The organism is Sporosarcina luteola, assembly GCF_023715535.1.
Taxonomy (GTDB): domain Bacteria; phylum Bacillota; class Bacilli; order Bacillales_A; family Planococcaceae; genus Sporosarcina; species Sporosarcina luteola_B.
In genome coordinates this window covers 464,931-487,988 of sequence record NZ_JAMBOI010000002.1, presented here as the reverse complement: position 1 = coordinate 487,988, position 23,058 = coordinate 464,931, and the positions used below count along the sequence as shown (strand labels likewise).

The following is a 23,058-nucleotide window of genomic DNA, read 5'->3' as shown; positions in this document are numbered from 1 at the left end:
TTGAAACATCTTACCATAAAAACACAATAACACTTAATGGAAAGGCCTACTCACGTAAACGGATAACGCCCTTAAACAATATTGCAGTTTAAGGGCGTTACCGAATCACTTCATATCCATTTTGAATTCTAAGAAAAGCTCATTATAAACACCTAATAATTCAAGTCCTAAATTTTTATACACTTCCAAGTGGGATCTCGTCTCTACGTCAGGATAAAAACGTTCATCTTCGACAACTTCCGGATCCATCAAGTCAAGCGCAGATAAATTTGGCGTAGAGTAGCCAACATAATCGGCATTTTGAGCTGCAACTTCAGGGTCTAACATGAAGTTGATGAAAGCATGCGCTCCGTCAATGTTTTTTGCGGTTTTCGGAATGACGATATTGTCGAACCATAAATTCGATCCTTCCTCTGGAACAACATAATCGATATCCTCATTTTCATACATCATATCAGCTGCCTGTCCTGACCATGTCAATGAGACGGCAGCTTCACTATTGACCATAAGCTGAGTGACTTCATCACCGATGACCGCTTTTACATTCGGGCTTAACATCTTCAGTTTATCCGTGGCTTCCCGAAGCTCTCCTAGGTCGGTCGAGTTTAGGGAGTAGCCCAATGAATTCAGTCCCATGCCGATTGTTTCTCTAGCACTATCGACAAGTATGACGCGTTGCTTCAAGGAAGGGTCCCATAGGTCATCCCAGCTTTCGAACGTTTGCCCCTCGAGTAACGTCGGATTATAGGCGATTCCTACTGTTCCCCAGAAGTAAGGGACCGAAAACTGGTTGCCCGGATCGAAAGGCAGATCCAGGAAATATGGATCGATATGTTTGATATTCGGGATTTTACTGTAGTCGATCGGAAGCAGAAGATTCTTTTCCTTCATCATCTCAATCATATATTCAGATGGAACGGAAATATCGTATGCCGTGCCGCCTTGTTCGATCTTACTCATCATCCCTTCATTCGAATCGAATGTTTCATAAATGACTTTTATGCCTGTCTCCTCTTCGAATTGCTTGATAAGATCCGGATCGATATATTCTCCCCAATTATAAACAGTTATCGTGCCTGTGCCCGATTTGCTCCCTTTGTTCAACTCGGCATTGATGAATAGCAATATGCCGGATACGATAAGAATCAGGATTGCTGATTGGATAATCGATTTCATTTCTTCACCCCCGTGAGAGGCATCTTCGTTTTGCGGTTAATTGCATAGTAACCGATGACTAAAGCGACTGTAACGATAAAGATGAGTCCTGATAGGGCATTGATCGTCAAACTGATGCCTGTTCTTGCCATTGAGTAAATTTCAACAGACAATGTAGAGAATCCATTGCCCGTTACGAAAAACGTTACAGCAAAGTCATCAAGCGAATACGTCAAAGCGAGGAAGAATCCAGCAAAGATCCCCGGTTTTATGAATGGAAGGATGACCCTTGTCATAACATCCTTCCTGGACGCACCAAGATCGAGTGCTGCATCTATCAATGAAGTATTCATCTCGGATAGCTTTGGCAATACCATAATGACAACAATTGGAATACTGAAGGCAATATGGGAAATCAGTACAGAAGCAAATCCGAGCTTCACACCGATCATCGTAAATAGAATCAGGAATGATGCGCCGATGATGACGTCAGGGCTTACCATCAAAATATTATTCAAGGAAAGCACTGCATTTCTCATTTTTTTATTTCGCATGAAATAAATTGCCAATGCACCAATCACGCCGATTGTCGTCGATAATAACGCGGACAGCAGGGCGATGATGATTGTATTGAGGACGATGATAATCAACCGTTTATCCTCAAATACTGCCGCATAATGCTCCCATGTGAATTCTTCGAAATTGGACATGCCGCCGCCCGAGTTGAAGGAGTAGAAAATCAGATAGAAGATCGGGGCATACAGGATAATGAAGACAATCGCTAAATACAGTTTAGGAAGTTTACCTAGCCTTTCCATTGTCCGACGCCCCCTTTTCTTTACCTTTTGTGACGAGCATGATGATGAACATGAAGACGATGAGGAATACGGCGATCGTCGAGCCCATTCCCCAGTTTTGCGTCACTAGGAATTGCTGTTCAATGGCTGTTCCTAACGTGATGATTTTATTTCCAGCAATAAGCCTTGTAATCATGAACAATGACAAGGCAGGAATGAAGACGACTTGAATGCCTGATTTCACTCCATTTGTTGTCAATGGCCATATGACTCTTCTGAAGGTTGTCCAAGAGTCAGCACCGAGATCGCGTGACGCATCGATCAATGCAGGATTCAATTTATCGAGTGCATTGAATATCGGCAAAATCATGAACGGAATGAAAATGTAGACCGATACGAATACGAAGCTGAAGTCGGTGAACAGGATTTGCTGCTTGCCAATACCGACAGCTTCCAAAAATGCATTCAACGGTCCGTATAGCCCCATCAAACCGATGAAGGCGTAAGTCTTCAGTAAAAGGTTGATCCACGAAGGGATGATGATGAGCAGAAGCCAGAGCTGCTTATGCTTCGTCTTCGTGATCAAGTACGCCGTCGGATAGGCGATCAGCAATGAAAAGAGCGTAATGAGGAATGCATACCAAAACGAGCTGATCGTCAATTTTAGATAAACGGAAGTGAAGAAGTTACGGTAATTTGCCAGCGTGAAGTTGCCCGCCAAGTCGAAAAACGAATAATAGACGATCAATGCAATCGGTGCCAAGACGAACAATAGGATCCACGCTGTATAAGGGATCGAGTAAATTGAGCGCAGGCGGGACTTATTCATCGGCGTTCACTCCGTAGGATTCAAGCCTTGCATCGTAATCTTCCTCAGATTCGTTCAACCGCATGACGTGAATGTCTTCAGGGTCGAAATCAAGACCGATTTTCTCGCCGACTTCCGCTTTCTTCGTGGAATGGACAAGCCATTCATTGCCGTCCTGATCGTATGTCGAAAGTTCATAATGCACTCCTCGGAACAATTGTGTATCTACTGTCACATTCAATTTCCCTTTATCGACAGTCGTGATTTCCAAATCTTCCGGGCGAAGGACGATGTCGACTTTCTCATTGGGCTGAAGCCCCGCATCCGCACAGTTGAATCGTTTTCCTGTAAACTCGACGACGTAATCCTCAATCATCATCCCGGGAACAATATTCGATTCACCAATGAAGTCTGCGACGAAGCGGTTGATCGGTTCATCATAGATGTCGAGAGGGGTGCCGGATTGTTGGATAGCACCCATATTCATGACGAAGATTTCATCGGACATGGCGAGCGCTTCCTCCTGATCGTGCGTAACGAAGACAAATGTCTTGCCGAGACGCTGCTGCAGCTCCCTTAGTTCGTACTGCATTTCAGACCGAAGCTTCAAATCGAGAGCGGATAGTGGCTCATCGAGCAGAATCACTTCGGGGTCATTGACGATGGCACGTGCAATCGCAACCCTTTGCCGTTGCCCACCGGACATTTCCGTAATTTCTCGATTTTCGTAGCCTGCCAAGTTGACGAATTTCAATGCTTCTTTCACCCTTGTATCGATTTCGTCCTTTTTCACTTTTTTGATGCGTAACCCGAATGCGATATTTTCATAGACATTCAAGTGGGGGAATAGGGCATAGTCCTGAAAGACTGTATTTACTTGACGTTCATTTGCCGGGACATTGTTGATCTTTTTTCCATTAAAATGAATGGAGCCTGCCGTCGGCTCGATAAAACCTGCTATCAAGCGAAGAATTGTCGTCTTCCCACAACCGGAAGGGCCTAATAGTGTATAAAATTTTCCACGTTCTAATTCAAATGAGACCTTATCCAGTACTGTTGTCCCGTCGCCGTATTTTTTCACGACATTATCAAAACGAATAATTGGCTGATTTGTCATTTTGGTATTTCCCCCTTCATAAATAAGATTCAGTCGCTACAAGGAGCAACTCACTCGGGCCATCGTTGGCATTCGATATTCGATGATGATCAGACGCTTCATAATAGACCGAATCTCCCTCTACAGCTGTGAAAGTCCTGCTACCTAGCTCGATTTCCACTTTACCCAAAAGGACATAGATGAATGTTTCGGCAAGTGAGGGTTCAAAACGTTTGAATTCTCCATTCCTCGAGAATGTGATAAAGATCGGTTCCATTTCGTTTTCATTCGAACGTGGAACGAGCCAGCGGATGCTATACTTTAATTCATCATTGACGTAAGTGGTTTGATCGGCTGGCGAGAAGACGACTTTCATGTTTTTCTTCGGTTCATCAAAAAATTCCTTCGGTGTTGTGCCTAGCACTTCCAAGAGGGAAAATAGCGTTTCGATGGAAGGGGAGGTGAGTTCCCGCTCCAATTGAGAGATGTACCCTTTCGTCAGGTCGGTTCTCTCTCCCAATTCCTCCTGGGTAAGCCCTTTTTTTAAGCGAAGACTTTTAATTTTACTCCCGATATGCATGAACGTCAATTCCTTCCTTGGATCATGGAGTTTAGTATTACTGTACTTTCTGTTTACTAGAAACCTACTTCATTATACAAAATACTAGTTGGAAATCAAGATGTTTAGTAAAAATGCCGAAATCCATTTTCAGGATTCCGGCAAGGTACTGTATCTATTGGTCAAGCATGTCAAGTTTATTCCGGCGCCGCCTTCGCAAATACATTTTGCCGAAAGTGGAAATGATCAAATAAGCCGACAATCCGATGCCAGTAACGGCAGTAATTAACGAAATCCATTCGAAGACCGTGTAGGAGGGATATTCCTTCCAACCAGAAGGAGCCTCCCAGTCAGGAATGACAAGGTTCATACCATAAATTCCAGATATGACTGTAAATATCGTCAACACGAATAGAAGCATATTTAATCGACCGGCTTGGTTATTTTCCTGGCTCTTATATAATTCCTGCAAAGTATTGCTCACTTCATTGAAAAGGGGATCGATGAGAAAGGTTTTTCTGAACATCTCCGCCAATTCCTTGCCTTCCGACCGGGTGCTGATTTCTTTGAAGTAATAGGACGATGAAAATACACTGATGAGCTGAATGAGCGACCTGACGTAATACTCGTCCTTCTTCCAGTCGATTTCACTGTATTCAAATGAGACGCGTAATAGCATGATTTTATAGAAGTAATGAAGCAGCAAATTATAATAGTGAGTTCCCATGAATTGGGATAATTCATTCATCAATTCATCTGCCGGCCGATTGGTTACGACAGAATAGCCATGCTCAGTCGCTATCATATACATGTGTGGAGCCCAACGGTCATGCAGCGAATGCGATAAGGAACGCCGGATGTAGTCAGGGTTCGTTGCTGAAATGAAAGGAACTCCGTCGGGTCTTCTGCCATTCAAGTTGCCTATTCGATACAGTTGATCTTCTGAGATGGATGCACCAGTTTCCGCGATGAGGAAAGATGAAACAAACATCCTTTCATCCTCAAAATAGGGAAGTGAGCCAAAATGACCTTTCAATTTCTTATCGTGTAACACTGCCTTTTCCATAAAAGGGCATAAATATCCGAATAAGTAATCACGGATGGTGAACGTTTGTCTTGTTTCAGGGATGATGATCATTGCACCCTTGCTTTCCTTCAGATTCGGTTCAATTGCCCGAAAATGTTGAATGAAATCAAGGACGTCGCTTAAGTCCGCGGGTATATCCTGCATATTAACACGCAACGCTAGGAACGCGATTCCGAACGGACCGAGAATGACATCGATGCTCCTTATTTGAAACTCATGCCGTTCATCCCTTATCTGCATGATATGATCTATTTTGATAACTGAAGTGTACCGGTGGAATCCTTTTTTATCAGGCGACCCGGGGAAAAGTTTATGTTCGATATATGGATAGAAGTATTGTTCGAGTTCTTTGCCAACAACTTCAATTCCATAGCCATACATTTCGGTCTCATGGTCGGCATCTTCATCAATATGAAAATAAGTGTATCCATTCGATTCCAAGCTATCGATTGTTTCCTGTCTTTTCAGCTGATCAAATCCAAATGGTAGAAGGAATGACATATGGGAGCGAATTATATTCAGTTTTTCCACATTCTGTTGTATTGGCATTGCATTGCCTACCTTCAGTCGTTTTTGATAACAAGTCACTTACTATAGCATTTCCTTAGTCAATGCGGGACTAAACATTTCATTCCGGATTCGAATCTTTCGGCATAGAATAAGCTGTGAGATTTTTTATCCGGAGGAGGATAAGTAATGAAATTGCATGAGCAGATGCCTGAGTTGTATGGTGCAACGACTTGGCTGAATGGGCGGTGTGAAAGAGAGGACCTCATTGGTGAAAAACCGACACTCATCCATTTTTGGTCCATCAGCTGTCGTGCATGCAAAGAAGATATGCCATATTTAACCGGTCTTCAAAACCGATATAAAGATCGGCTGAATATGATCGCTGTGCATATGCCTCGATCGGAAGAAGATAGGAACTTGCAACAAATCAAAAAAGTTGCAGCGCAGCACGGTATGACTCAATCGATTTTTGTTGACGATAATTTAAAGTTGACCGAGGCGTTCGGCAATCAATTTGTCCCAGCTTATTATATTTTTGATAAAGTGGGGCGTCTGCGCCATTTCCAAACAGATAGAAGTGGAATGAACATGCTGAAAAAACGCATTGACCGGTTATTGAATGAAATGAGGAGATGAGGCGGCCGACAGTAAGGTCGTCTTTTCTTTTTCCTGTGAAAATTATGTGATACACTAATTTCATCCATGAATCGGATTGGAGCGGGATCGTATGAAAAAGGAATTTGTCGTCATTGGACTGGGACGATTTGGGGGAAGCATCGTTAATGAGCTAGTGGAATTGGATGCAGATGTCATGGCGATCGATATTTCGCCTGATCGGGTCGATGAGTTTGCACAGATTGCGACAACAGCAGTGGCGGCCGATACGACTGATGAATCTGCACTCAGGTCACTCGGGATCCGGAATTTTGAGCATGTCGTCGTAGCGATCGGGGAAAATATTCAAGCGAGCATTTTGACAACGCTCATCCTGAAAGAGATTGGCGTTAAAAGAATCACTGTTAAGGCGCAGAATGATTACCATGCGAAGGTTCTTCGAAAAATCGGCGCAGATCAAGTCGTACACCCGGAACGGGATATGGGGAAGCGGATTGCGAACAATTTGGTTTCCAATAATATTTTAGATTACTTAGAGCTGTCCGATGAATATTCGATTGCTGAGATTCGCGCGAATGAGAAACTAGCCGGTTCTACGCTGATCGATCTCGATATCCGGGCAAAGTACGGTGTTAACATTGTTGCGATTAAGCGTGATGCACAAATCTTAGTATCGCCGCAAGCGATTGAAGAAATTCAGTTGAATGACATTTTGATTGTTATTGGATCCGATTTGGATATCCATAGATTTGAAAAGAAGGCCCTTCATTGATGAAGGGTATTTTTTTGCAAAAAAATACCCTCAAGTCTATTGAATACTTGAGGGGCGTTATTACAATCACACTTCCATGACAACCGGGAGTACCATCGGTCTGCGTTTTGTCTGATCATATAAGTAAGGTGATAGTATATCAATGATATCGCTTTTCAATGAACCTGCATCTGCAGAAGAGTTTGCGAGTTTCTTATTCAATTCCTTTGAAAGGAGATGCTGCGCTTCGCTGATCATCATTCCGGATTCTCTCATATACACAAATCCGCGTGAGATGATATCAGGTCCCGAAACGACTTTGTTGCGCTTTTTGTCGACAGTCGCAACAACGATAACCAATCCGTCTTCCGACAGGATTTTACGGTCTCGCAATACGACACTTCCGATATCGCCGATGCCGCTGCCGTCGATGTACACGTCTCCTGAAGGGACTTTTCCGGCAATGCGTGCTGTATCTTCCGTCAAAGCGAGCACATCACCGTTGCTCATGATGAAGACGTTGTCCGGTTCGACGTCGCAACCGATGGCAAGCTCTTTGTGCATCTTCAACATGCGGTATTCGCCGTGGATCGGCATAAAATATTTCGGTTTAATTAAGCGGAGCATTAGTTTCTGCTCTTCTTGTGAGCCGTGGCCCGATGTATGGATGTTATTCAGTGCGCCGTGAATGACTTCTGCGCCGGCACGGAACAAAGCATTGATCGTTTTATTGACACTCAACGTATTACCAGGAATCGGCGAAGACGAAAAGATGACCGTATCGCCTGGTTGGATCTGCACTTGACGGTGTGTTCCGTTTGCGATGCGGGATAGTGCAGCCATCGGTTCTCCTTGGCTTCCCGTACAAAGGATCATCACTTCGCTGGCAGGCAGCCGATTGAGGGACTGGGTGTCTACGAATAACTCTTTTGGTGCGTTAATATACCCAAGTTCACGTCCAATCGTGATGGCATTATCCATGCTTCGGCCGAATACAGCAATTTTCCGGCCATATCGTACAGCCGCTTCAATTACTTGCTGCAGCCTATGAATATTGGAGGCGAATGTCGCAAAAATGATCCTTCCATCGACTTTCCGGAAGATTTCATTTAAGCTATCGCCGACTTTCCTCTCTGACATCGTGAAGTTCGGAACTTCCGCATTTGTACTGTCGGATAGGAGACAAAGTACTCCATCGCTACCGAATTTAGCCATCTTCGCAAGGTTTGCGGGTTCGCCGACTGGTGTGAAATCAAATTTGAAGTCACCGGTATGGACGATGTTGCCTGATGGCGTTTTGACGACGACACCGAAAGCATCGGGAATACTATGGGTTGTCCTGAAGAAGGAGACAGATGTCTTCCTGAATTTGAATACGTCTTCTTCCTTGAACTCAATCATTTTCGTCGTTCTGAGAAGGCCGTGTTCGTCAAGCTTGTTACGGAGCAGCCCGAGAGCCAATTTACTACCATAGACCGGGATGTTAATTTTGCGAAGCAAATAGGGAATCCCGCCGATATGGTCCTCGTGACCGTGCGTAATGAATAGGCCTTTTATTTTTTCGATATTCCGTTCCAAATAGGTATAGTCCGGAATGACATAATCAATTCCAAGTAAATCGTCCTCAGGGAATTTGATGCCTGCATCGATGAGGATGAGTTCATCCTGAAATTGTACACAATATGTGTTTTTACCGATTTCTCCAAGTCCGCCTAGGGCGAAAACGGCAGTTTCATTATTCTTTATTAGTTTCATATTTCTCAGACCTGCTCTAGCTCAAAATGAGGAGATGATTGCTCATATTTGAGGTGTTGGCCTTCCAGCAGCTGAATTAGTTCAATATTGTACTCCCGGTTCTTTAACTTTTCGCGGACGGATTTTTCAGAATCGGCTTCAATGTACAGTTGTTTTGTGTTTTCACGTATTGGCACTTGTGTTGCTTTTTCTTGGTAATAGACTTTGTAAATCATGATAAACTCTCCTTTTTACGTTCATTTGAATCTTTCTCTTCATCTTAGCATGTCAGTTGTTTAAAATAAACTATGATGATCTTCTTCATCTATATGTGACAGCAAATCAGATGAAAAGAAAAGCCCGCCAATTGTGTTGGCGGGCGTATGTCTATGCGATCGTCTTTTTGCCGAGTATGCCATTGAGCCGTTTTAACAGTTGACGTTTGAGGCGCTTGTACATGGGCATATCACTCCTTAAGGACATTATACAGGAGTTCGAAATTTCTGTCAAGTTTCGAATTATTCTCTTTCAAAAGGAGTGGCGTCCGGGATTACTCTGAATGGGGCCGAAGGATCGATATGATCGTAGAACATGACGCCATTCAAATGATCCAGTTCGTGTTGGAAGGCTATGGAGGGAAGTCCTTTAAGCCTCATTTTGAATTCCTTGCCTTCCGGATCGAATGCTTTCACAGTTATCCTCGCATACCTAGGAACGAAACCGGCGACATCACGGTCCACAGAAAGACAGCCTTCACCAGATGTCAAATAAGTTCTTTCTACTGAATGGCTGACGATTTTAGGATTGACAGCGACTATACTGAGCGGTTTCTTTCCATCCTCTTCGATATGCAAAGCGAAGATCCTTTTTGAAGCATTCACTTGCGGGGCTGCAAGGCCAATTCCTGGACGCAGGCCGTAGCGTTCACAAATTTCATCGTCTTGACTGTTTATGACATATTCGAGTAAATCGTTACAAAGTTTTTTTTCATCCGCCGCCAAAGGAAATGTCAGTTCCTCAGCAACTTTACGGAGTGCCGGATGGCCTTCGCGAATAATATCTTCCATTAATATCATTACGTATTCTTCCTTTCAATAAACCATGCTGTATTCCTATTATAAGCCAACGGGGAAAATAGGGTAAAGGTTTTTGTGCAAGCTTGAAAAGCATTATGGATACAGTTATAGTGAAACTCAGATTGGAGGAAATTCGATGAATAAAAAACTTGTAAGCTTAGTTGCTATGGGCATATTAGTATTATCCGGCTGCAGTATCGGGCAGTCGACTGAAGAGCAGCTTTCTGAAACTTTGTCGAAAATGAATGAATCCGAAACTGAATACCGTGACACACAAAGCAAATTGACCGAACTTGAAAAAACTGAACAGAAGACTTTTGCCGAAACGATGGAGTTGACGAAAGAAGACCTAGACAAACTGCGTTCCAAAATTGATGAATTGGAAAGTCTGTTAGATGATCGTCTTGCCCATCTTGATAAAGAGGAGACAGCCATAAAAAAAGCGGAAGAATATGTCGGAGAACTTGACGCGATCGCAGATAAGGCATCCGATTCCGAAAGTGTTCAAATTTTGAAATTGAAAGAAGCCGCATTGAAGCGATACGCTCTTCATTCTAATTTTATCGATGAATATAGAAAGCTTGCTTCTATTCAAAGAGAATTTTATGGCATGCTCTCTTCTGAGGATGTTAAATTGGAAGACTTGAAACTGAAGGTGGAAGAGGTGAACGGACAAAACGGAATCGTTCAAAATGCCATCTCGGAATTCAATGAAGCGACGAAAGAAGTTAATTCTCTAAAAGAAGATGTGTTTTCAAGTTTAGAACAAGAACAATAAAGGAAATGGGTAAAGTGGAGACGAATGCGACTCCACTTTTTATTATTGTTCGTCTATTATAATACAGGTAGTATATTGTAGTAGTACAGTATCTGTATTTGCTATAATTCGGAATACGCAATCTTTCCGTAACGCTAAGGACAACAGTGATTGACCTACTAGTCCTCTTTAAGTATACTGATTAGTGAAGACGGTTGTATCATTATTAGAAACACTTAAAAATAATACAGATATAAAGGAGAGGTGCCGCATGGCTGCAAAACAAGCAAAGCAGTTCGACCCGGTGAAAACGCTTCATTCGATTGAAGAACAGTTTGAAATGTTCCAGATCTTGAACGAAGAAGGCGAGATTGTGAATAAAGACGCGGATCCGAATTTGTCTGATGACCAATTGACAGAATTGATGACGCGGATGGTTTATACAAGAATTTTGGATCAGCGTTCTATTTCCTTGAACCGCCAAGGAAGGCTTGGATTCTATGCACCGACAGCAGGTCAGGAAGCATCACAACTCGCATCCCACTTTGCGCTTGAAAAGGAAGATTTCATTTTGCCGGGCTATCGTGATGTCCCGCAACTCATATTCCACGGTTTACCATTACATATGGCGTTCTTATGGTCCCGAGGACATTATTTAGGAAGCGCGTTTCCTGAAGGGTTGAATGTGTTATTTCCGCAAATCATCATCGGCGCACAATATATTCAAGCTGCAGGTGTCGCTCTCGGCTTCCAAAAACGTGGAATTAAAGCAGTGGCAATGACGTATACGGGTGACGGCGGTACTTCACAAGGTGATTTCTATGAAGGGATCAACTTTGCAGGAGCATATCGTTCGCCTGCGATTTTCGTTATTCAAAACAACCAATATGCGATTTCCACTCCTCGTGAAATGCAGACAGCTGCGAAAACGCTTGCTCAAAAAGGTATTGCGGCTGGGATTCCGAGCATTCTTGTTGATGGAATGGATGCGCTTGCTGTATACGCCGCGACGCGCGATGCAAGGGAACGTGCCGTTAATGGAGAAGGTCCAACACTGATTGAAACAATGTGCTACCGCTACGGTCCACATACGATGGCAGGAGATGATCCTACCCGTTACCGTACATCTGACACAGATACCGAATGGGAAAAACGTGATCCTCTCATCCGATTCCGTAAATACCTTGAAGGTAAAGGCATTTGGAATGAAGAGAAGGAAAACGAAGTAATCGAGCGTGCGAAAGAGGATATTAAAGAGGCCATTAAAAAGGCGGATGCTGCACCAAAACAAAAAGTGACCGATTTTATGAAAATAATGTACAAAGGCGATATGCCATCCAATTTGCAAGAGCAATTTGAACTGTATACAGAGAAGGAGTCGAAGTAACCGATGGCACAAATGACGATGATTCAAGCGATTACCGATGCAATGCGTTCGGAGCTTAAAAATGATGAAAACGTCCTCGTCTTCGGTGAAGACGTTGGGGTGAACGGCGGTGTTTTCCGCGCAACTGAAGGTTTGCAAAAAGAATTTGGAGAAGAACGCGTTTTTGATACGCCTTTGGCGGAATCGGGGATTGGCGGTCTAGCGGTCGGTTTGACGCTTACGGGCTTCCGTCCGGTTATGGAAATCCAGTTTTTCGGGTTCCTCTTTGAAGTAATTGACTCTATCAGCGGCCAGTTGGCACGTCAATCTTTCCGTACAGGCGGAAGATTTAACGCACCTGTAACGATACGTTCTCCATTCGGCGGCGGTGTTGCAACACCTGAAATGCATGCAGACAGCTTTGAAGGAATCGTTGCATCTCAACCAGGTTTGACTGTAGTCATCCCTTCTACACCATATGACGCAAAAGGGCTTTTAATCTCAGCGATCCGCGATGAGAACCCGGTCGTATTCTTGGAGCATATGAAGCTTTACCGTTCATTCAGGCAGGAAGTTCCTGAAGAAGCATATACGATTCCTTTAGGAAAAGCTGATGTGAAGCGTGAAGGAACAGACCTTTCGATTATTACGTATGGTGCAATGGTGCACGAAAGTTTGAAAGCTGCGGAAGCGCTTGAAAAAGAAGGCCATTCAGTAGAAGTTGTCGACTTGCGTACAGTTCAACCGTTGGACATTGAGACAATCATTGCTTCGGTTGAAAAGACTAATCGGGCAATCGTCGTTCAGGAAGCACAAAAGCAAGCGGGAATCGCTGCAAATGTAGTTTCCGAAATAACGGAACGGGCAATCTTGAGCCTGGAAGCACCAGTTTTGCGTGTAACAGCTCCTGATACGGTTTATCCGTTTGCTCAAGGTGAAAACGCTTGGCTGCCGGACGCGAAAGATATTATTGAAACAGCTAAGAAAGTATTAACATTCTGATTCGGAGCCTGGCTCTGATACTAAGAAAGGGTGAATCTTGTGGCATATGAATTCCGTTTACCTGATATCGGGGAAGGGATCCACGAAGGTGAAGTCGTAAAGTGGTTTGTCGCGAAAGGCGATAAAATCAACGAAGATGACACTCTTCTAGAAATCCAAAACGATAAAGCGGTGGTGGAAATCCCATCCCCTGTAACGGGTACAGTTGAAGATATTCTCGTTAAAGAAGGAAAAGTCGCTGTAGTCGGTGACGTCTTAATCCGTTTTGACGCTCCAGGATATGAAAGCCAAAGCGCAGAGGAAGAAGGCACAGAAGAGACTGAAGCTCAAGTCCAGGCGACTGCGGAAGCAGGACAGGAAATTGATAAAAAAGAACAGCAGAAAGACCAGCCTGAACCGAGCCAAGCTGCACCTGCCGCACAAGGGCAAACAGGCGATGCGCCTTCCCAACGTGTCATTGCCATGCCATCTGTCCGCAAGTTCGCAAGGGAGCAGGAAGTTGATATCCGTCAAGTGCAAGGGTCAGGAAAAAATGGCCGTGTCTTGAAAGACGATATAGAAGCATTCTTAAGCGGCGGTCAACAGCAGACAGCTGAAGTTGCTGAAGAGACTCAGACAGCCGTTGTTGAGCAAGCGCAAGAAAAAGCAGCGAAACCTGCAACTCCTATCGCATTGGAAGGGGACTTCCCTGAAACGCGAGAGAAAATGTCGGGAATCCGGAAGGCGATTGCCAAGGCGATGGTAAATTCCAAGCATACAGCACCACATGTGACGCTCTTAGATGAAATCGACGTTACTGAACTTGTTGCGCATCGCAAGAAATTCAAAGAGATCGCAGCTGAAAAAGATATTAAGCTCACGTACCTTCCATATGTCGTGAAGGCGCTTGTATCCACATTGCGTGAATTCCCTCAATTGAACACATCTCTTGATGATGAAAAAGAGGAAATCGTTCAAAAGCATTACTATAACATCGGTATTGCTGCAGATACGGACCGTGGATTACTTGTTCCAGTCATCAAGCATGCAGATCGCAAATCGATTTTTGCTATTTCCGGGGAAATCAGCCAACTCGCTGAAAAAGCGCGGGATGGCAAATTAAGCCCTGCTGAAATGAAGGGCGCATCTTGCTCGATCACAAACATCGGCTCGGCAGGTGGACAATGGTTCACACCGATCATCAACCATCCGGAAGTTGCAATTCTCGGAATCGGCCGCATTTCTGAAAAGCCGATAGTAAAAAATGGTGAAATTGTTGCCGCACCTATGTTAGCATTATCTTTGGTATTCGATCATCGGGTGATTGATGGTGTTACAGGACAGCAGGCTCTGAACCACATTAAGAAATTGCTCGGTAATCCAGAACTTTTATTAATGGAGGCGTAAGCATATGGTAGTAGGAGACTTTCCAATCGAAGTGGATACACTTGTTGTAGGATCAGGTCCCGGAGGATATGTTGCGGCAATCCGCGCAGCTCAGTTAGGACAGAAAGTCACGATCGTCGAGAAGGGGGATCTTGGCGGAGTATGCCTGAACGTAGGTTGCATTCCTTCAAAAGCCCTTATTTCAGTAGGGCATCGTTACGCATCCGCAAAGAATTCTGATGACATGGGAATCACTGCGACTGATGTTAAGCTTGATTTTTCAAAAGCGCAAGCATTCAAAAACGGCGTTGTCAAAAAATTGACAGGCGGCGTTGAAGGATTGCTAAAAGGAAATAAAGTGGAAGTGGTCAAAGGCGAAGCGTACTTCGTTGATGCGAACACGGCGAAAGTGATGGATGAGACATCTTCCCAGACGTATAAGTTTAAAAACGCAATAATCGCGACTGGTTCACGTCCGGTTGAAATCCCTTCATTCAAGTATACGAAACGTGTCATCAATTCTACAGGGGCGCTTAACTTGGATGAAGTTCCTGGGCACTTAGTCGTCATCGGCGGCGGTTACATCGGAACGGAACTTGGTTCAGCGTATGCTAACCTCGGTTCCAAAGTGACGATTATCGAAGGAGCCGATGACATACTTGCCGGCTTCGAAAAACAAATGACGCAAATCGTTAAAAAAGGCTTGAAGAAAAAAGGCGTTGAAATCGTGGTGAAAGCATCTGCTAAAGGTGTTGAAGAATCCGACACAGGCGTTGTTGTTACGTATGAAGCAAAAGGTGAAGAGAAAAAGGTCGAAGCGGACTATGTTCTTGTAACTGTCGGTCGCCGTCCGAACACAGATGAAATCGGTCTTGAAGAAATGGGCGTTAAATTCCTTGAGCGCGGTCTGATCGATGTGGACAAGCAGTGCCGTACAAGTGTTCCAAACATCTATGCAATCGGTGACATCGTTTCCGGACCACAACTTGCGCATAAAGCTTCATATGAAGCGAAAGTTGCTGCGGAAGCGATTTCTGGCGAGAAATCAGAAGTCGACTATATGGCAATCCCTGCTGTCTGCTTCACTGATCCTGAACTTGCAACTGTCGGATTGAATGAACAACAAGCAAAAGACGAAGGGTATGAAGTTGTTGCAGGCAAATTCCCGTTTGCTGCAAATGGTCGGGCGCTTGCGCTTAACGCAACTGACGGATTCGTCAAACTTGTATCACGCAAAGAAGACGGTCTTCTACTAGGCGCGCAAATCGTCGGTGAAAATGCATCCGACATGATCGCGGAGCTTGGTCTTGCAATCGAGGCAGGTATGACGTTGGAAGATATTGCAATGACAATCCACGCACACCCGACACTCGGTGAGATTTCCATGGAAGCTGCGGAAGTGGCTCTAGGTAAACCGATTCATATGATTACTAAATAAGTATTGATAGAGTGATAGCGTCTGAGGGCAGGAAAAGCCTCTCAGACGCTTTTCCAATTCTCGCATCGTTTGAAGGTGCATTCCAAATCGTGATAGGATGAAAACAATCAATTGGAGGATAAGGGGGAGGATACGATGAAGAAGAGTTTGCTATACATATCGATTTTCTTCATGTTGCTATTGGCATCATGCAACGAAGAAGCAAAACCGGAAAACAGGAAACAGGATGAACAATCAGCACAAGTGAAAGGGAATGCAGAAGAGGTCAAATCGGATGAAGAACAACTAAAAATAGATGTGGATGCCGAATCGGAAGAGGAAGCTCAACCGGTTGAACAAATCCCGCAATACGAACTGAATCCGAAAACATTCTCCATTCAGCCTATCGGAGATGCGAATCCGAGAGTTGTACTTCTGACAATCGATGATGCACCCGACAAAAGGGCGCTTGACATGGCAAAAACTTTAAAAAAACTAGACGCTCCCGCCATCTTCTTTATCAATGGCCACTTTATCGCAACGGATGATAAGAAAGTGATCTTAAAAGAAATTCATGATATGGGATTCACTATTGGAAATCATACGAAGACACATGCGAATTTGAAAACGTTATCCGAGGAAGAGCAAAGGGAAGAAATCATTTCTGTCAATGACCTGGTCGAAGAAGTTACTGGTGAACGTCCGCGGTTTTTCCGAGCTCCGTTCGGCGCGAATACTGATTTCAGCAACACTCTTGCTTTAGATGAAGGGATGCTAGTAATGAACTGGACATATGGCTACGATTTTGAGAGAGAGTATATGACGAAGGAGAAAATTGCGGATATTATGGTGAATACGGAACTTCTCCGTCACGGCTCCAACTTGCTCATGCATGATAGGGATTGGACTGCTGATGCATTGGAGGAAATCGTAAACGGTTTAAGGGGGAAAGGCTACGAATTTGTCGATCCGAATCTCATTAAAGGGTTGGATGATGAACAACAGGGATAGTAAGGGGGAGAACATCATGGAATGGAATACAAGAGTCACGGAATTGTTGGGGATTAAATATCCGATCATTCAAGGGGGATTGGCCTATCTTGCCTATGCGGAGCTGGCTGCAGCAGTTTCAGAAGCAGGAGGACTTGGTCAGATTACAGCAATGAGCTTGGATTCGCCGGAAGCTTTGCGCTCAGAAATCAGAAAGGTAAGGGAGCTGACAGCAAAGCCTTTCGGTGTGAATTTTGCAATCGGCCAACACGGACGGCCATATGAGTATATGCTGGACGTCGCTTTGGAAGAGAAGGTAAAGGTCCTCTCGGTAACAGGCGGAAATCCGTCGCCTTTCTTTGATTATATCGGAGGTGCAGATGTGAAGAAGCTCGTATTGGTCGCCGCCAAAAGACAAGCGGTCAAGGCCGAGTCGCTCGGTGCGGATGCAGTAATGGTTGTCGGGCAGGAGGGAGGCGGCCATTTGGGTCGTGATGATATCGGCACCATGGTGTTAGTTCCCCAAGTTGTCGATGCAGTGAATATTCCTGTTATTGCTTCCGGCGGCATTGGAGATGGAAGAGGCTGGATGGCGGCGCATGCATTGGGAGCAGAAGGGATTGAAATGGGTACACGATTCATAGCGACAAATGAATGTGTCCATGCTTCAATAGAGTACAAACAAGCCCTCCTTCAAACAGAGGAAACGGGTACCGTCGTCATTAAACGTTCACTTGGCGCACCGGCAAGAGCGCTCGCGGGAAGCTGGACAGAAAAGATTTTACGTATGGAAGCGGAAAATGCTGATTATGATAAGCTGAAGGACTATATTAGCGGTGGCGCCAATCGTCGATTCATCCACAACGGAGATGAGCAAAGTGGCTTCGGGTGGGCCGGACAGGTTGCTGGCATGATTGATGATATTCCTACTGTAGCGGACTTGATCGGCCGCATGGTAGAGCAGGCTGAAGATATTAGGAGTAAATGGTCATAAGGAAGGGTGCGATAGGATTGGATTATAATTATCCTCTCAGTCATCATTGGTCGACTGAAGAAATCATTGACGTAGTAGCGTTTTTTCAAGCAGTGGAAAAAGCGTACGAAAAGCAAATTGCGAGGGGGGAATTCATGGATGCCTATAAGGCGTTCAAGAAAGTAGTCCCTTCAATGGCGGAAGAAAAGACGATCTTCAAGGAGTTCGAAGAAGCGAGCGGCTTTAACAGCTACCGTATTGTTAAAAAGGCAAAAGAAGGCCGTGACGGGGATTCCTTAACAGGTAAATGACAGGTGGCGGATGCATAACTATGCATCCACCCTCTTCTTACTTTCCAATGACAATGTCGTAAATAGGAAAAAGCTGATCAATTGTTTCTTCCGCAAGATCGAAGAACTCCTCTTGCGAAAGTTCTGTCGCTGTGTTGCGAGAAAGATGCCTACCTATGATAAATTCCGCTTTTTTAACAGTTTGCAGCCTATCCAACAAGTTTTCAATGCCTTTCATCCCGATTTCCTCCACATTGAAGGCTTCTGGCTTCATATGATCGCCTGAAATGACAAAGTCATCCGGCAGAGAAGTAATCATAGAAGCATTCTTGCTAAGTCTTTCCGCAATTCCCTTTTTATCGGGATTTTCGTAAATGACTGCTAAAATGATGAAAAGATGGGTTTTCCATAACCCAATCTGGAAGTGGGGCAGCGCCTTATATCCACGCTTCGCAGGTGCAAATGCGACCCAACTGTCGTTCGGCGGATTGACAGTTCTCCTCGCATGCCTTGCAACATGCGGGTAGAACTCGCCCGTCCCGCGGGAAGACAAATATGTAGAAATTTGTTCGCCGATCACTTCAAACTTCGGTTGAATCTTAGTTTGAAGCGCCTGCATTCTATGTTCCAATCCCTCGATGGAAAAGACATTAAAATCATCCGTTGTCCAAAAACCTTGCGTCAATTTAATCCCTCCATTTCAATATCCACGTTTATCGTAACAGAAAATGGGGAACAATCTTATACAAGAAGGCTTATAACTAACCAAAGCAACTCGGACAGCATAAGTTAGAAGTAAGTAAATGCATCGTTGAAGAAAATTACATTCAAAGGGGTGTTAGTAATGAAACAAGTTGTCCACATTATCCGTAAAGCCGAAATCGAAAAGGAGTATGTTAAGCTTCTGCATCTTGAATTGGATTATGAACTGGCCACACTATATGATGCAGTGCAAGAGAATGACTCCAAGCAAGTCGAGAAAAGCAAAACGAGACTCACTGAAATACATGGTGAGCTGGAGACTTTCAATGCTTTTGCATAACAAAAAGTCAGTGAACCGAATTAGGCACCTGCACTGAAACTCTTCATCCTGGGGAGACAGTGTATAGGTGCCTTTTTGTTTGGGAATAGGCAGTATGCTATAATAAACTAACATGCATGTAGATGATGAGGTGTTGACATGAATTGGGGAGCTATTGACCGGTATGCAAAATCGTTAATGAAAGAAGCTGGGCATAAAATAAGGATTTCGTTTTTTAGTACGATCGATGTCGACTCGAAAGCAGAAGCGAATGACCTTGTGACCAATATTGACCGCGAAATAGAACAGTTTTTCATAAACCGGATTAAAAAGGATTTCCCTGATCACAGGATTTTAGGGGAAGAGGGCTTTGGTGACGAAATCGAGTCGTTGGAAGGAATCATCTGGATGCTTGATCCGATTGACGGCACAACAAATTTCATCCACCAGAAAAGGAATTTTGCGATTTCCCTTGGTATTTATGCCGATGGTATCGGAATGCTCGGCTATGTGTATGATGTGATGAATGACGATTTTTATCACGCAGTTAAAGACGAAGGTGCGTACTTCAACGATGAAAGGCTTCCGGTGCTAGAGAACACACTGCTTGCTGAAGCGGTCATCGGTGTGAATGCAAGCTGGGTTGCACCGAACCGGAAAATTGAAAATGGACCGATTGTGGAAATGGTGCAAAATTGCAGGGGGACGAGGTCGTATGGCTCGGCAGCTATTGAACTTGCCTATGTTTCATCAGGCAGGATCGATGCGTATCTGTCTTTGCGACTATCTCCATGGGACATTGCTGGAGGCATGATCATTGCTCAGGAAGTTGGGGCGGTCACGACGAATTTAAAAGGTGAACAACCGCATTTGCTCGGGCAAGACACGTTCATTGTTGCAAGGCCGGGTCTGCACGATGAAATACTAAGGAATTATATTAAACTTAAATAAAAAAAAGGGCTGCCCTATTGCAGTCCCTCTCATTATTTACTCAAAGTATGCCTTGTTCCCGCATTCTTTTCTTTGTTTTGAAACCATTACCCATGATGAAAATAAGAGCGATTGCGGCGACTATAGCAACGGGGATACTACGCATACCGATTGCAATGCCGATACCGCTCATTGCTGCGACCGCGGCAAGGGAATATAAGACGAAAACCCATTTAATATCCTTCAACATGAAACATCTCCCGAATAAAAATGTTTTTTAATATTGTTCTTATGTGCTATAATAACACAGTTAATCATCTGATAATAGATAACGGAGTGAAAACATGACAAATCATCGTAATGATTTACGTAATATAGCGATTATTGCCCACGTAGACCACGGAAAAACAACGTTAGTCGATCAACTTTTGAAGCAATCCGGAATTTTTCGGTCGAATGAACATGTAGAAGAGCGTGCCATGGACTCGGGTGACATTGAACGTGAACGTGGTATTACCATCCTGGCAAAAAACACAGCAATTGAATATAAAGACACGAAAATCAATATTCTTGATACACCTGGACATGCTGATTTTGGAGGGGAAGTTGAGCGGATCCTTAAGATGGTTGATGGTGTCGTGCTAGTCGTCGACTCCTATGAGGGATGTATGCCGCAAACCCGATTCGTATTGAAAAAAGCATTGGAATCGAATTTGAAACCAATTGTTGTTGTTAATAAAATTGACCGTGATTTTGCGCGTCCCGAAGAAGTAGTCGATGAAGTGCTCGAATTATTTATAGAATTGGATGCAAATGATGAACAACTTGAATTCCCGGTTGTCTATGCTTCTGGTTTCAATGGAACAGCAAGTCTTTCACCGGACCCTGCCGAACAGGAAGATACATTGCGCGTGCTATATGACGCGATTGTTGAACAAATTCCTGCCCCTGTCGATAACCGTGAAGAACCGTTACAGTTCCAAGTATCATTACTCGATTACAGTGATTATGTAGGTCGTATTGGTATTGGACGAGTGTTTAGAGGTACGATGAAAGTAGGCCAGCAAGTAACGGTCATAAAACGTGACGGATCAACAAAAAATTTCCGTGTGACGAAGATGTATGGATTCCTTGGGTTGAAGAGAATTGAAATCCAAGAAGCTTATGCAGGAGATTTGATAGCTGTTTCTGGGATGGAAGATATTGATGTCGGTGAAACAGTTTGCCCGATTGATCATCCTGAGGCGTTGCCGGCAATTCATATCGATGAGCCGACACTGCAAATGACATTCCTAGTCAATAATAGTCCTTTTGCCGGAAAAGAAGGCAAGTGGGTGACAGCGAGAAAAGTTGAAGAGCGACTTGAACAGCAATTGCAGACTGACGTTTCATTACGTGTTGAACCGACGGATTCTCCGGATGCGTGGGTCGTATCGGGACGTGGGGAGCTTCATCTTTCAATCTTGATTGAAAATATGCGTCGTGAAGGATTCGAACTTCAAGTATCGAAACCTGCAGTTATTATCAGGACGATTGATGGTGTACGTTCAGAGCCCGTCGAACGCGTACAGATTGATGTTCCGGAAGAATATACAGGTTCAATAATAGAATCGATCGGTGAGCGTAAAGGCGAAATGCAAGATATGATCAATAACGGAAATGGACAAGTCCGTTTGATTTTCTTAGTACCTGCACGTGGTTTGATCGGCTATTCGACAGAATTCCTTTCACTTACACGAGGGTACGGAATCATTAACCATACGTTTGATTCCTACAAACCTGTAGCGCAAGGCAGAGTCGGCGGCCGTCGACATGGAGTGCTTGTATCGATGGAAACGGGAACAGTGACCGGTTATAGTATAATGCAGTTGGAAGATCGCGGTGTCATGTTTGTCGAAGCAGGTACGGAAATTTACGCAGGTATGGTAGTCGGTGAAAACAACCGGGATACGGACTTGACAATCAATCTGACGAAAGCCAAACAAGCGACGAATGTCCGATCTGCGACGAAAGATCAGACAGTGACATCGAAAAAACCGCGGATACTTTCATTGGAAGAAGCTTTGCAATATGTCGGCGATGATGAGTATTGTGAAGTGACTCCACAGTCAATTCGTCTACGGAAGAAAATTCTTGATAAAAATGAACGTGAACGTGCACAAAAGAAGAAAAAACTCGGTGAGTGATTTTTACTGACTAAAAGTAGTGAAAAAGAATGCGTACAATCGCTTTGTTTAGAAGGGAATGTGCTACATGAATGGTACTATCGGGGATGCAGATACAATTGAAGCCATGTCTCCAGTCGTTCGGATGATTTATGAGCTGACATCGTCCTCAGTAACTGGGATTTTGTTGTTCGCAGTTGTTTTCATCCTTTCCGCCATTGTTTACAAGTTAGGTTTTGCTCGGAAAATCAAATTTTGGCAAAATGTAGTTGTTTACAGTTTCCTCTTTTTAGGATGTATCATCTTGACATTTTTCGCCATATTCCTTCCAATTGTGGAAGGCCTTATCGTTGCGGCACTCATTTTGATCATCTATAGGCTCCGTAGAATGAATGAACATAAAGAAAACTCCACCGTTTGACGGGTGGAGTTTTCTTATTGTCGTCTAGTCTCCGGGCGCTAGCTGCTCGGGTCATAAGGCAAAGCTACTGCGTGGCAAAGACCATTGCTCCCAACGCTTCGCTTTTGCTCGCAAAAGCCGTTCTACGTGACGGCTTTGCCTGTCGCAGCTGAGCAAGCGCCCTTCGCTTTTGT

At 44.1% G+C, this 23,058-nt stretch carries 25 protein-coding genes; 14 read left to right on the top strand and 11 right to left on the bottom strand.

Features of this window, described 5'->3' with window-relative positions; genetic code table 11:
* Positions 1–105 precede the first annotated feature (105 nt).
* The 6 genes from M3191_RS05945 to M3191_RS05920 all read right to left on the bottom strand — a co-directional run bounded on the left by M3191_RS05945 (position 106) and on the right by M3191_RS05920 (position 6,051).
* Positions 106–1,176, bottom strand: a complete 1,071-nt coding sequence (locus M3191_RS05945; protein ID WP_251698957.1) for an ABC transporter substrate-binding protein — start codon at positions 1,174–1,176, stop codon at positions 106–108.
* Positions 1,173–1,973 (bottom strand): ABC transporter permease, encoded by an 801-nt coding sequence (locus M3191_RS05940; RefSeq protein ID WP_251698955.1) that lies wholly within the window; start codon positions 1,971–1,973, stop codon positions 1,173–1,175. Before M3191_RS05940 ends, M3191_RS05945 begins: the two co-directional genes overlap by 4 nt.
* Positions 1,957–2,781 (bottom strand): ABC transporter permease, encoded by an 825-nt coding sequence (locus M3191_RS05935; protein ID WP_251698953.1) that lies wholly within the window; start codon positions 2,779–2,781, stop codon positions 1,957–1,959. The genes M3191_RS05940 and M3191_RS05935 overlap by 17 nt, the downstream gene beginning before the upstream one ends.
* Complete coding sequence (locus M3191_RS05930) at positions 2,774–3,877, bottom strand: ABC transporter ATP-binding protein (RefSeq protein ID WP_251698951.1); 1,104 nt, start codon at positions 3,875–3,877, stop codon at positions 2,774–2,776. The genes M3191_RS05935 and M3191_RS05930 overlap by 8 nt, the downstream gene beginning before the upstream one ends.
* 16 nt (positions 3,878–3,893) lie before the next feature.
* Complete coding sequence (locus tag M3191_RS05925; RefSeq protein ID WP_251698950.1) at positions 3,894–4,436, bottom strand: helix-turn-helix domain-containing protein; 543 nt, start codon at positions 4,434–4,436, stop codon at positions 3,894–3,896.
* Positions 4,437–4,590: 154 nt separating this feature from the next.
* Entirely contained in the window at positions 4,591–6,051 is a 1,461-nt protein-coding gene (locus tag M3191_RS05920) for a hypothetical protein (protein WP_251698948.1), read from the bottom strand.
* Positions 6,052–6,198: 147 nt separating this feature from the next.
* Here M3191_RS05920 and M3191_RS05915 point away from each other — a divergent pair, with 147 nt between their 5' ends.
* Together M3191_RS05915 and M3191_RS05910 are read left to right on the top strand one after the other, a co-directional pair.
* A complete protein-coding gene (locus tag M3191_RS05915; RefSeq protein WP_251698946.1) occupies positions 6,199–6,648 on the top strand; it encodes a TlpA family protein disulfide reductase in 450 nt (149 codons plus the stop codon).
* A 91-nt stretch (positions 6,649–6,739) separates the two neighbouring features.
* Positions 6,740–7,399: a potassium channel family protein gene (locus M3191_RS05910; RefSeq protein WP_251698944.1), complete on the top strand. Its 660-nt coding sequence runs from the start codon at positions 6,740–6,742 to the stop codon at positions 7,397–7,399.
* Positions 7,400–7,465: 66 nt separating this feature from the next.
* On the opposite strand, the gene rnjA is transcribed toward M3191_RS05910, so the two are convergent.
* The 3 genes from rnjA to def form a co-directional block, all read right to left on the bottom strand.
* Positions 7,466–9,133 carry a ribonuclease J1 gene (rnjA, locus tag M3191_RS05905; RefSeq protein WP_251698942.1) on the bottom strand — a complete coding sequence of 556 codons (1,668 nt, stop codon included), beginning with the start codon at positions 9,131–9,133 and terminating at the stop codon, positions 7,466–7,468.
* A 5-nt stretch (positions 9,134–9,138) separates the two neighbouring features.
* Entirely contained in the window at positions 9,139–9,348 is a 210-nt protein-coding gene (locus M3191_RS05900; protein WP_251698940.1) for a DNA-dependent RNA polymerase subunit epsilon, read from the bottom strand.
* 282 nt (positions 9,349–9,630) lie between these two features.
* Entirely contained in the window at positions 9,631–10,188 is a 558-nt protein-coding gene (gene def, locus M3191_RS05895) for a peptide deformylase (RefSeq protein WP_251698937.1), read from the bottom strand.
* 136 nt (positions 10,189–10,324) lie between these two features.
* On the opposite strand from def, the gene M3191_RS05890 reads away from it, so the two are divergent.
* The 8 genes from M3191_RS05890 (at position 10,325) to M3191_RS05855 (ending at position 18,369) form a co-directional block, all read left to right on the top strand.
* Positions 10,325–10,966, top strand: a complete 642-nt coding sequence (locus tag M3191_RS05890) for a YkyA family protein (RefSeq protein WP_251698935.1) — start codon at positions 10,325–10,327, stop codon at positions 10,964–10,966.
* Between the two features lie 250 nt (positions 10,967–11,216).
* On the top strand, positions 11,217–12,332 hold the full coding sequence (pdhA, locus tag M3191_RS05885; RefSeq protein WP_251698933.1) for a pyruvate dehydrogenase (acetyl-transferring) E1 component subunit alpha: 1,116 nt from the start codon (positions 11,217–11,219) through the stop codon (positions 12,330–12,332).
* A gap of 3 nt (positions 12,333–12,335) precedes the next feature.
* Positions 12,336–13,313 carry an alpha-ketoacid dehydrogenase subunit beta gene (locus M3191_RS05880; RefSeq protein ID WP_251698931.1) on the top strand — a complete coding sequence of 326 codons (978 nt, stop codon included), beginning with the start codon at positions 12,336–12,338 and terminating at the stop codon, positions 13,311–13,313.
* Between the two features lie 39 nt (positions 13,314–13,352).
* A complete protein-coding gene (locus M3191_RS05875; protein ID WP_251698929.1) occupies positions 13,353–14,699 on the top strand; it encodes a dihydrolipoamide acetyltransferase family protein in 1,347 nt (448 codons plus the stop codon).
* 4 nt (positions 14,700–14,703) lie between these two features.
* On the top strand, positions 14,704–16,116 hold the full coding sequence (lpdA, locus tag M3191_RS05870) for a dihydrolipoyl dehydrogenase (RefSeq protein ID WP_251698927.1): 1,413 nt from the start codon (positions 14,704–14,706) through the stop codon (positions 16,114–16,116).
* A gap of 135 nt (positions 16,117–16,251) precedes the next feature.
* On the top strand, positions 16,252–17,106 hold the full coding sequence (locus tag M3191_RS05865) for a polysaccharide deacetylase family protein (protein WP_251698925.1): 855 nt from the start codon (positions 16,252–16,254) through the stop codon (positions 17,104–17,106).
* A gap of 16 nt (positions 17,107–17,122) precedes the next feature.
* Complete coding sequence (locus tag M3191_RS05860; protein WP_251698923.1) at positions 17,123–18,079, top strand: NAD(P)H-dependent flavin oxidoreductase; 957 nt, start codon at positions 17,123–17,125, stop codon at positions 18,077–18,079.
* Positions 18,080–18,096: 17 nt separating this feature from the next.
* Positions 18,097–18,369, top strand: coding sequence for a UPF0223 family protein (locus M3191_RS05855; RefSeq protein WP_251698920.1), 273 nt, complete (start codon positions 18,097–18,099; stop codon positions 18,367–18,369).
* Positions 18,370–18,406: 37 nt separating this feature from the next.
* Here the strand turns inward: M3191_RS05855 and M3191_RS05850 are convergent, their stop codons facing one another.
* Entirely contained in the window at positions 18,407–19,033 is a 627-nt protein-coding gene (locus tag M3191_RS05850) for a YktB family protein (RefSeq protein ID WP_251698918.1), read from the bottom strand.
* Between the two features lie 159 nt (positions 19,034–19,192).
* Between M3191_RS05850 and M3191_RS05845 the strand changes: the two genes are divergently transcribed.
* Positions 19,193–19,390, top strand: coding sequence for a hypothetical protein (locus M3191_RS05845; protein ID WP_060205169.1), 198 nt, complete (start codon positions 19,193–19,195; stop codon positions 19,388–19,390).
* 138 nt (positions 19,391–19,528) lie between these two features.
* Positions 19,529–20,320: an inositol monophosphatase family protein gene (locus tag M3191_RS05840; RefSeq protein WP_251698917.1), complete on the top strand. Its 792-nt coding sequence runs from the start codon at positions 19,529–19,531 to the stop codon at positions 20,318–20,320.
* A 40-nt stretch (positions 20,321–20,360) separates the two neighbouring features.
* Here M3191_RS05840 and M3191_RS05835 read toward each other — a convergent pair whose 3' ends face one another.
* Positions 20,361–20,546: a YlaF family protein gene (locus M3191_RS05835; RefSeq protein WP_251699333.1), complete on the bottom strand. Its 186-nt coding sequence runs from the start codon at positions 20,544–20,546 to the stop codon at positions 20,361–20,363.
* Positions 20,547–20,643: 97 nt separating this feature from the next.
* On the opposite strand from M3191_RS05835, the gene typA reads away from it, so the two are divergent.
* On the top strand, positions 20,644–22,485 hold the full coding sequence (typA, locus tag M3191_RS05830; RefSeq protein WP_251694927.1) for a translational GTPase TypA: 1,842 nt from the start codon (positions 20,644–20,646) through the stop codon (positions 22,483–22,485).
* Positions 22,486–22,552: 67 nt separating this feature from the next.
* The gene (locus M3191_RS05825) at positions 22,553–22,885 is read left to right on the top strand and encodes a YlaH-like family protein (RefSeq protein ID WP_251698916.1); all 333 of its coding nucleotides are present in this window, start codon (positions 22,553–22,555) and stop codon (positions 22,883–22,885) included.
* Positions 22,886–23,058 lie beyond the last annotated feature (173 nt).

Excerpts from the sequence above, each read along its gene's own strand:
- rnjA (WP_251698942.1), bottom strand. The coding sequence starts at position 9,133 with ATGAAACTAATAAAGAATAATGAAACTGCCGTTTTCGCCCTAGGCGGA.
- M3191_RS05890 (WP_251698935.1), top strand. The coding sequence starts at position 10,325 with ATGAATAAAAAACTTGTAAGCTTAGTTGCTATGGGCATATTAGTATTA.
- def (WP_251698937.1), bottom strand. The coding sequence starts at position 10,188 with ATGATATTAATGGAAGATATTATTCGCGAAGGCCATCCGGCACTCCGT.
- M3191_RS05935 (WP_251698953.1), bottom strand. The coding sequence starts at position 2,781 with ATGAATAAGTCCCGCCTGCGCTCAATTTACTCGATCCCTTATACAGCG.
- M3191_RS05910 (WP_251698944.1), top strand. The coding sequence starts at position 6,740 with ATGAAAAAGGAATTTGTCGTCATTGGACTGGGACGATTTGGGGGAAGC.
- M3191_RS05825 (WP_251698916.1), top strand. The coding sequence starts at position 22,553 with ATGAATGGTACTATCGGGGATGCAGATACAATTGAAGCCATGTCTCCA.
- M3191_RS05845 (WP_060205169.1), top strand. The coding sequence starts at position 19,193 with ATGAAACAAGTTGTCCACATTATCCGTAAAGCCGAAATCGAAAAGGAG.
- pdhA (WP_251698933.1), top strand. The coding sequence starts at position 11,217 with ATGGCTGCAAAACAAGCAAAGCAGTTCGACCCGGTGAAAACGCTTCAT.
- M3191_RS05920 (WP_251698948.1), bottom strand. The coding sequence starts at position 6,051 with ATGCCAATACAACAGAATGTGGAAAAACTGAATATAATTCGCTCCCAT.
- M3191_RS05930 (WP_251698951.1), bottom strand. The coding sequence starts at position 3,877 with ATGACAAATCAGCCAATTATTCGTTTTGATAATGTCGTGAAAAAATAC.
- M3191_RS05865 (WP_251698925.1), top strand. The coding sequence starts at position 16,252 with ATGAAGAAGAGTTTGCTATACATATCGATTTTCTTCATGTTGCTATTG.
- M3191_RS05840 (WP_251698917.1), top strand. The coding sequence starts at position 19,529 with ATGAATTGGGGAGCTATTGACCGGTATGCAAAATCGTTAATGAAAGAA.
- lpdA (WP_251698927.1), top strand. The coding sequence starts at position 14,704 with ATGGTAGTAGGAGACTTTCCAATCGAAGTGGATACACTTGTTGTAGGA.
- M3191_RS05940 (WP_251698955.1), bottom strand. The coding sequence starts at position 1,973 with ATGGAAAGGCTAGGTAAACTTCCTAAACTGTATTTAGCGATTGTCTTC.
- typA (WP_251694927.1), top strand. The coding sequence starts at position 20,644 with ATGACAAATCATCGTAATGATTTACGTAATATAGCGATTATTGCCCAC.
- M3191_RS05880 (WP_251698931.1), top strand. The coding sequence starts at position 12,336 with ATGGCACAAATGACGATGATTCAAGCGATTACCGATGCAATGCGTTCG.
- M3191_RS05925 (WP_251698950.1), bottom strand. The coding sequence starts at position 4,436 with ATGCATATCGGGAGTAAAATTAAAAGTCTTCGCTTAAAAAAAGGGCTT.
- M3191_RS05860 (WP_251698923.1), top strand. The coding sequence starts at position 17,123 with ATGGAATGGAATACAAGAGTCACGGAATTGTTGGGGATTAAATATCCG.
- M3191_RS05915 (WP_251698946.1), top strand. The coding sequence starts at position 6,199 with ATGAAATTGCATGAGCAGATGCCTGAGTTGTATGGTGCAACGACTTGG.
- M3191_RS05900 (WP_251698940.1), bottom strand. The coding sequence starts at position 9,348 with ATGATTTACAAAGTCTATTACCAAGAAAAAGCAACACAAGTGCCAATA.
- M3191_RS05945 (WP_251698957.1), bottom strand. The coding sequence starts at position 1,176 with ATGAAATCGATTATCCAATCAGCAATCCTGATTCTTATCGTATCCGGC.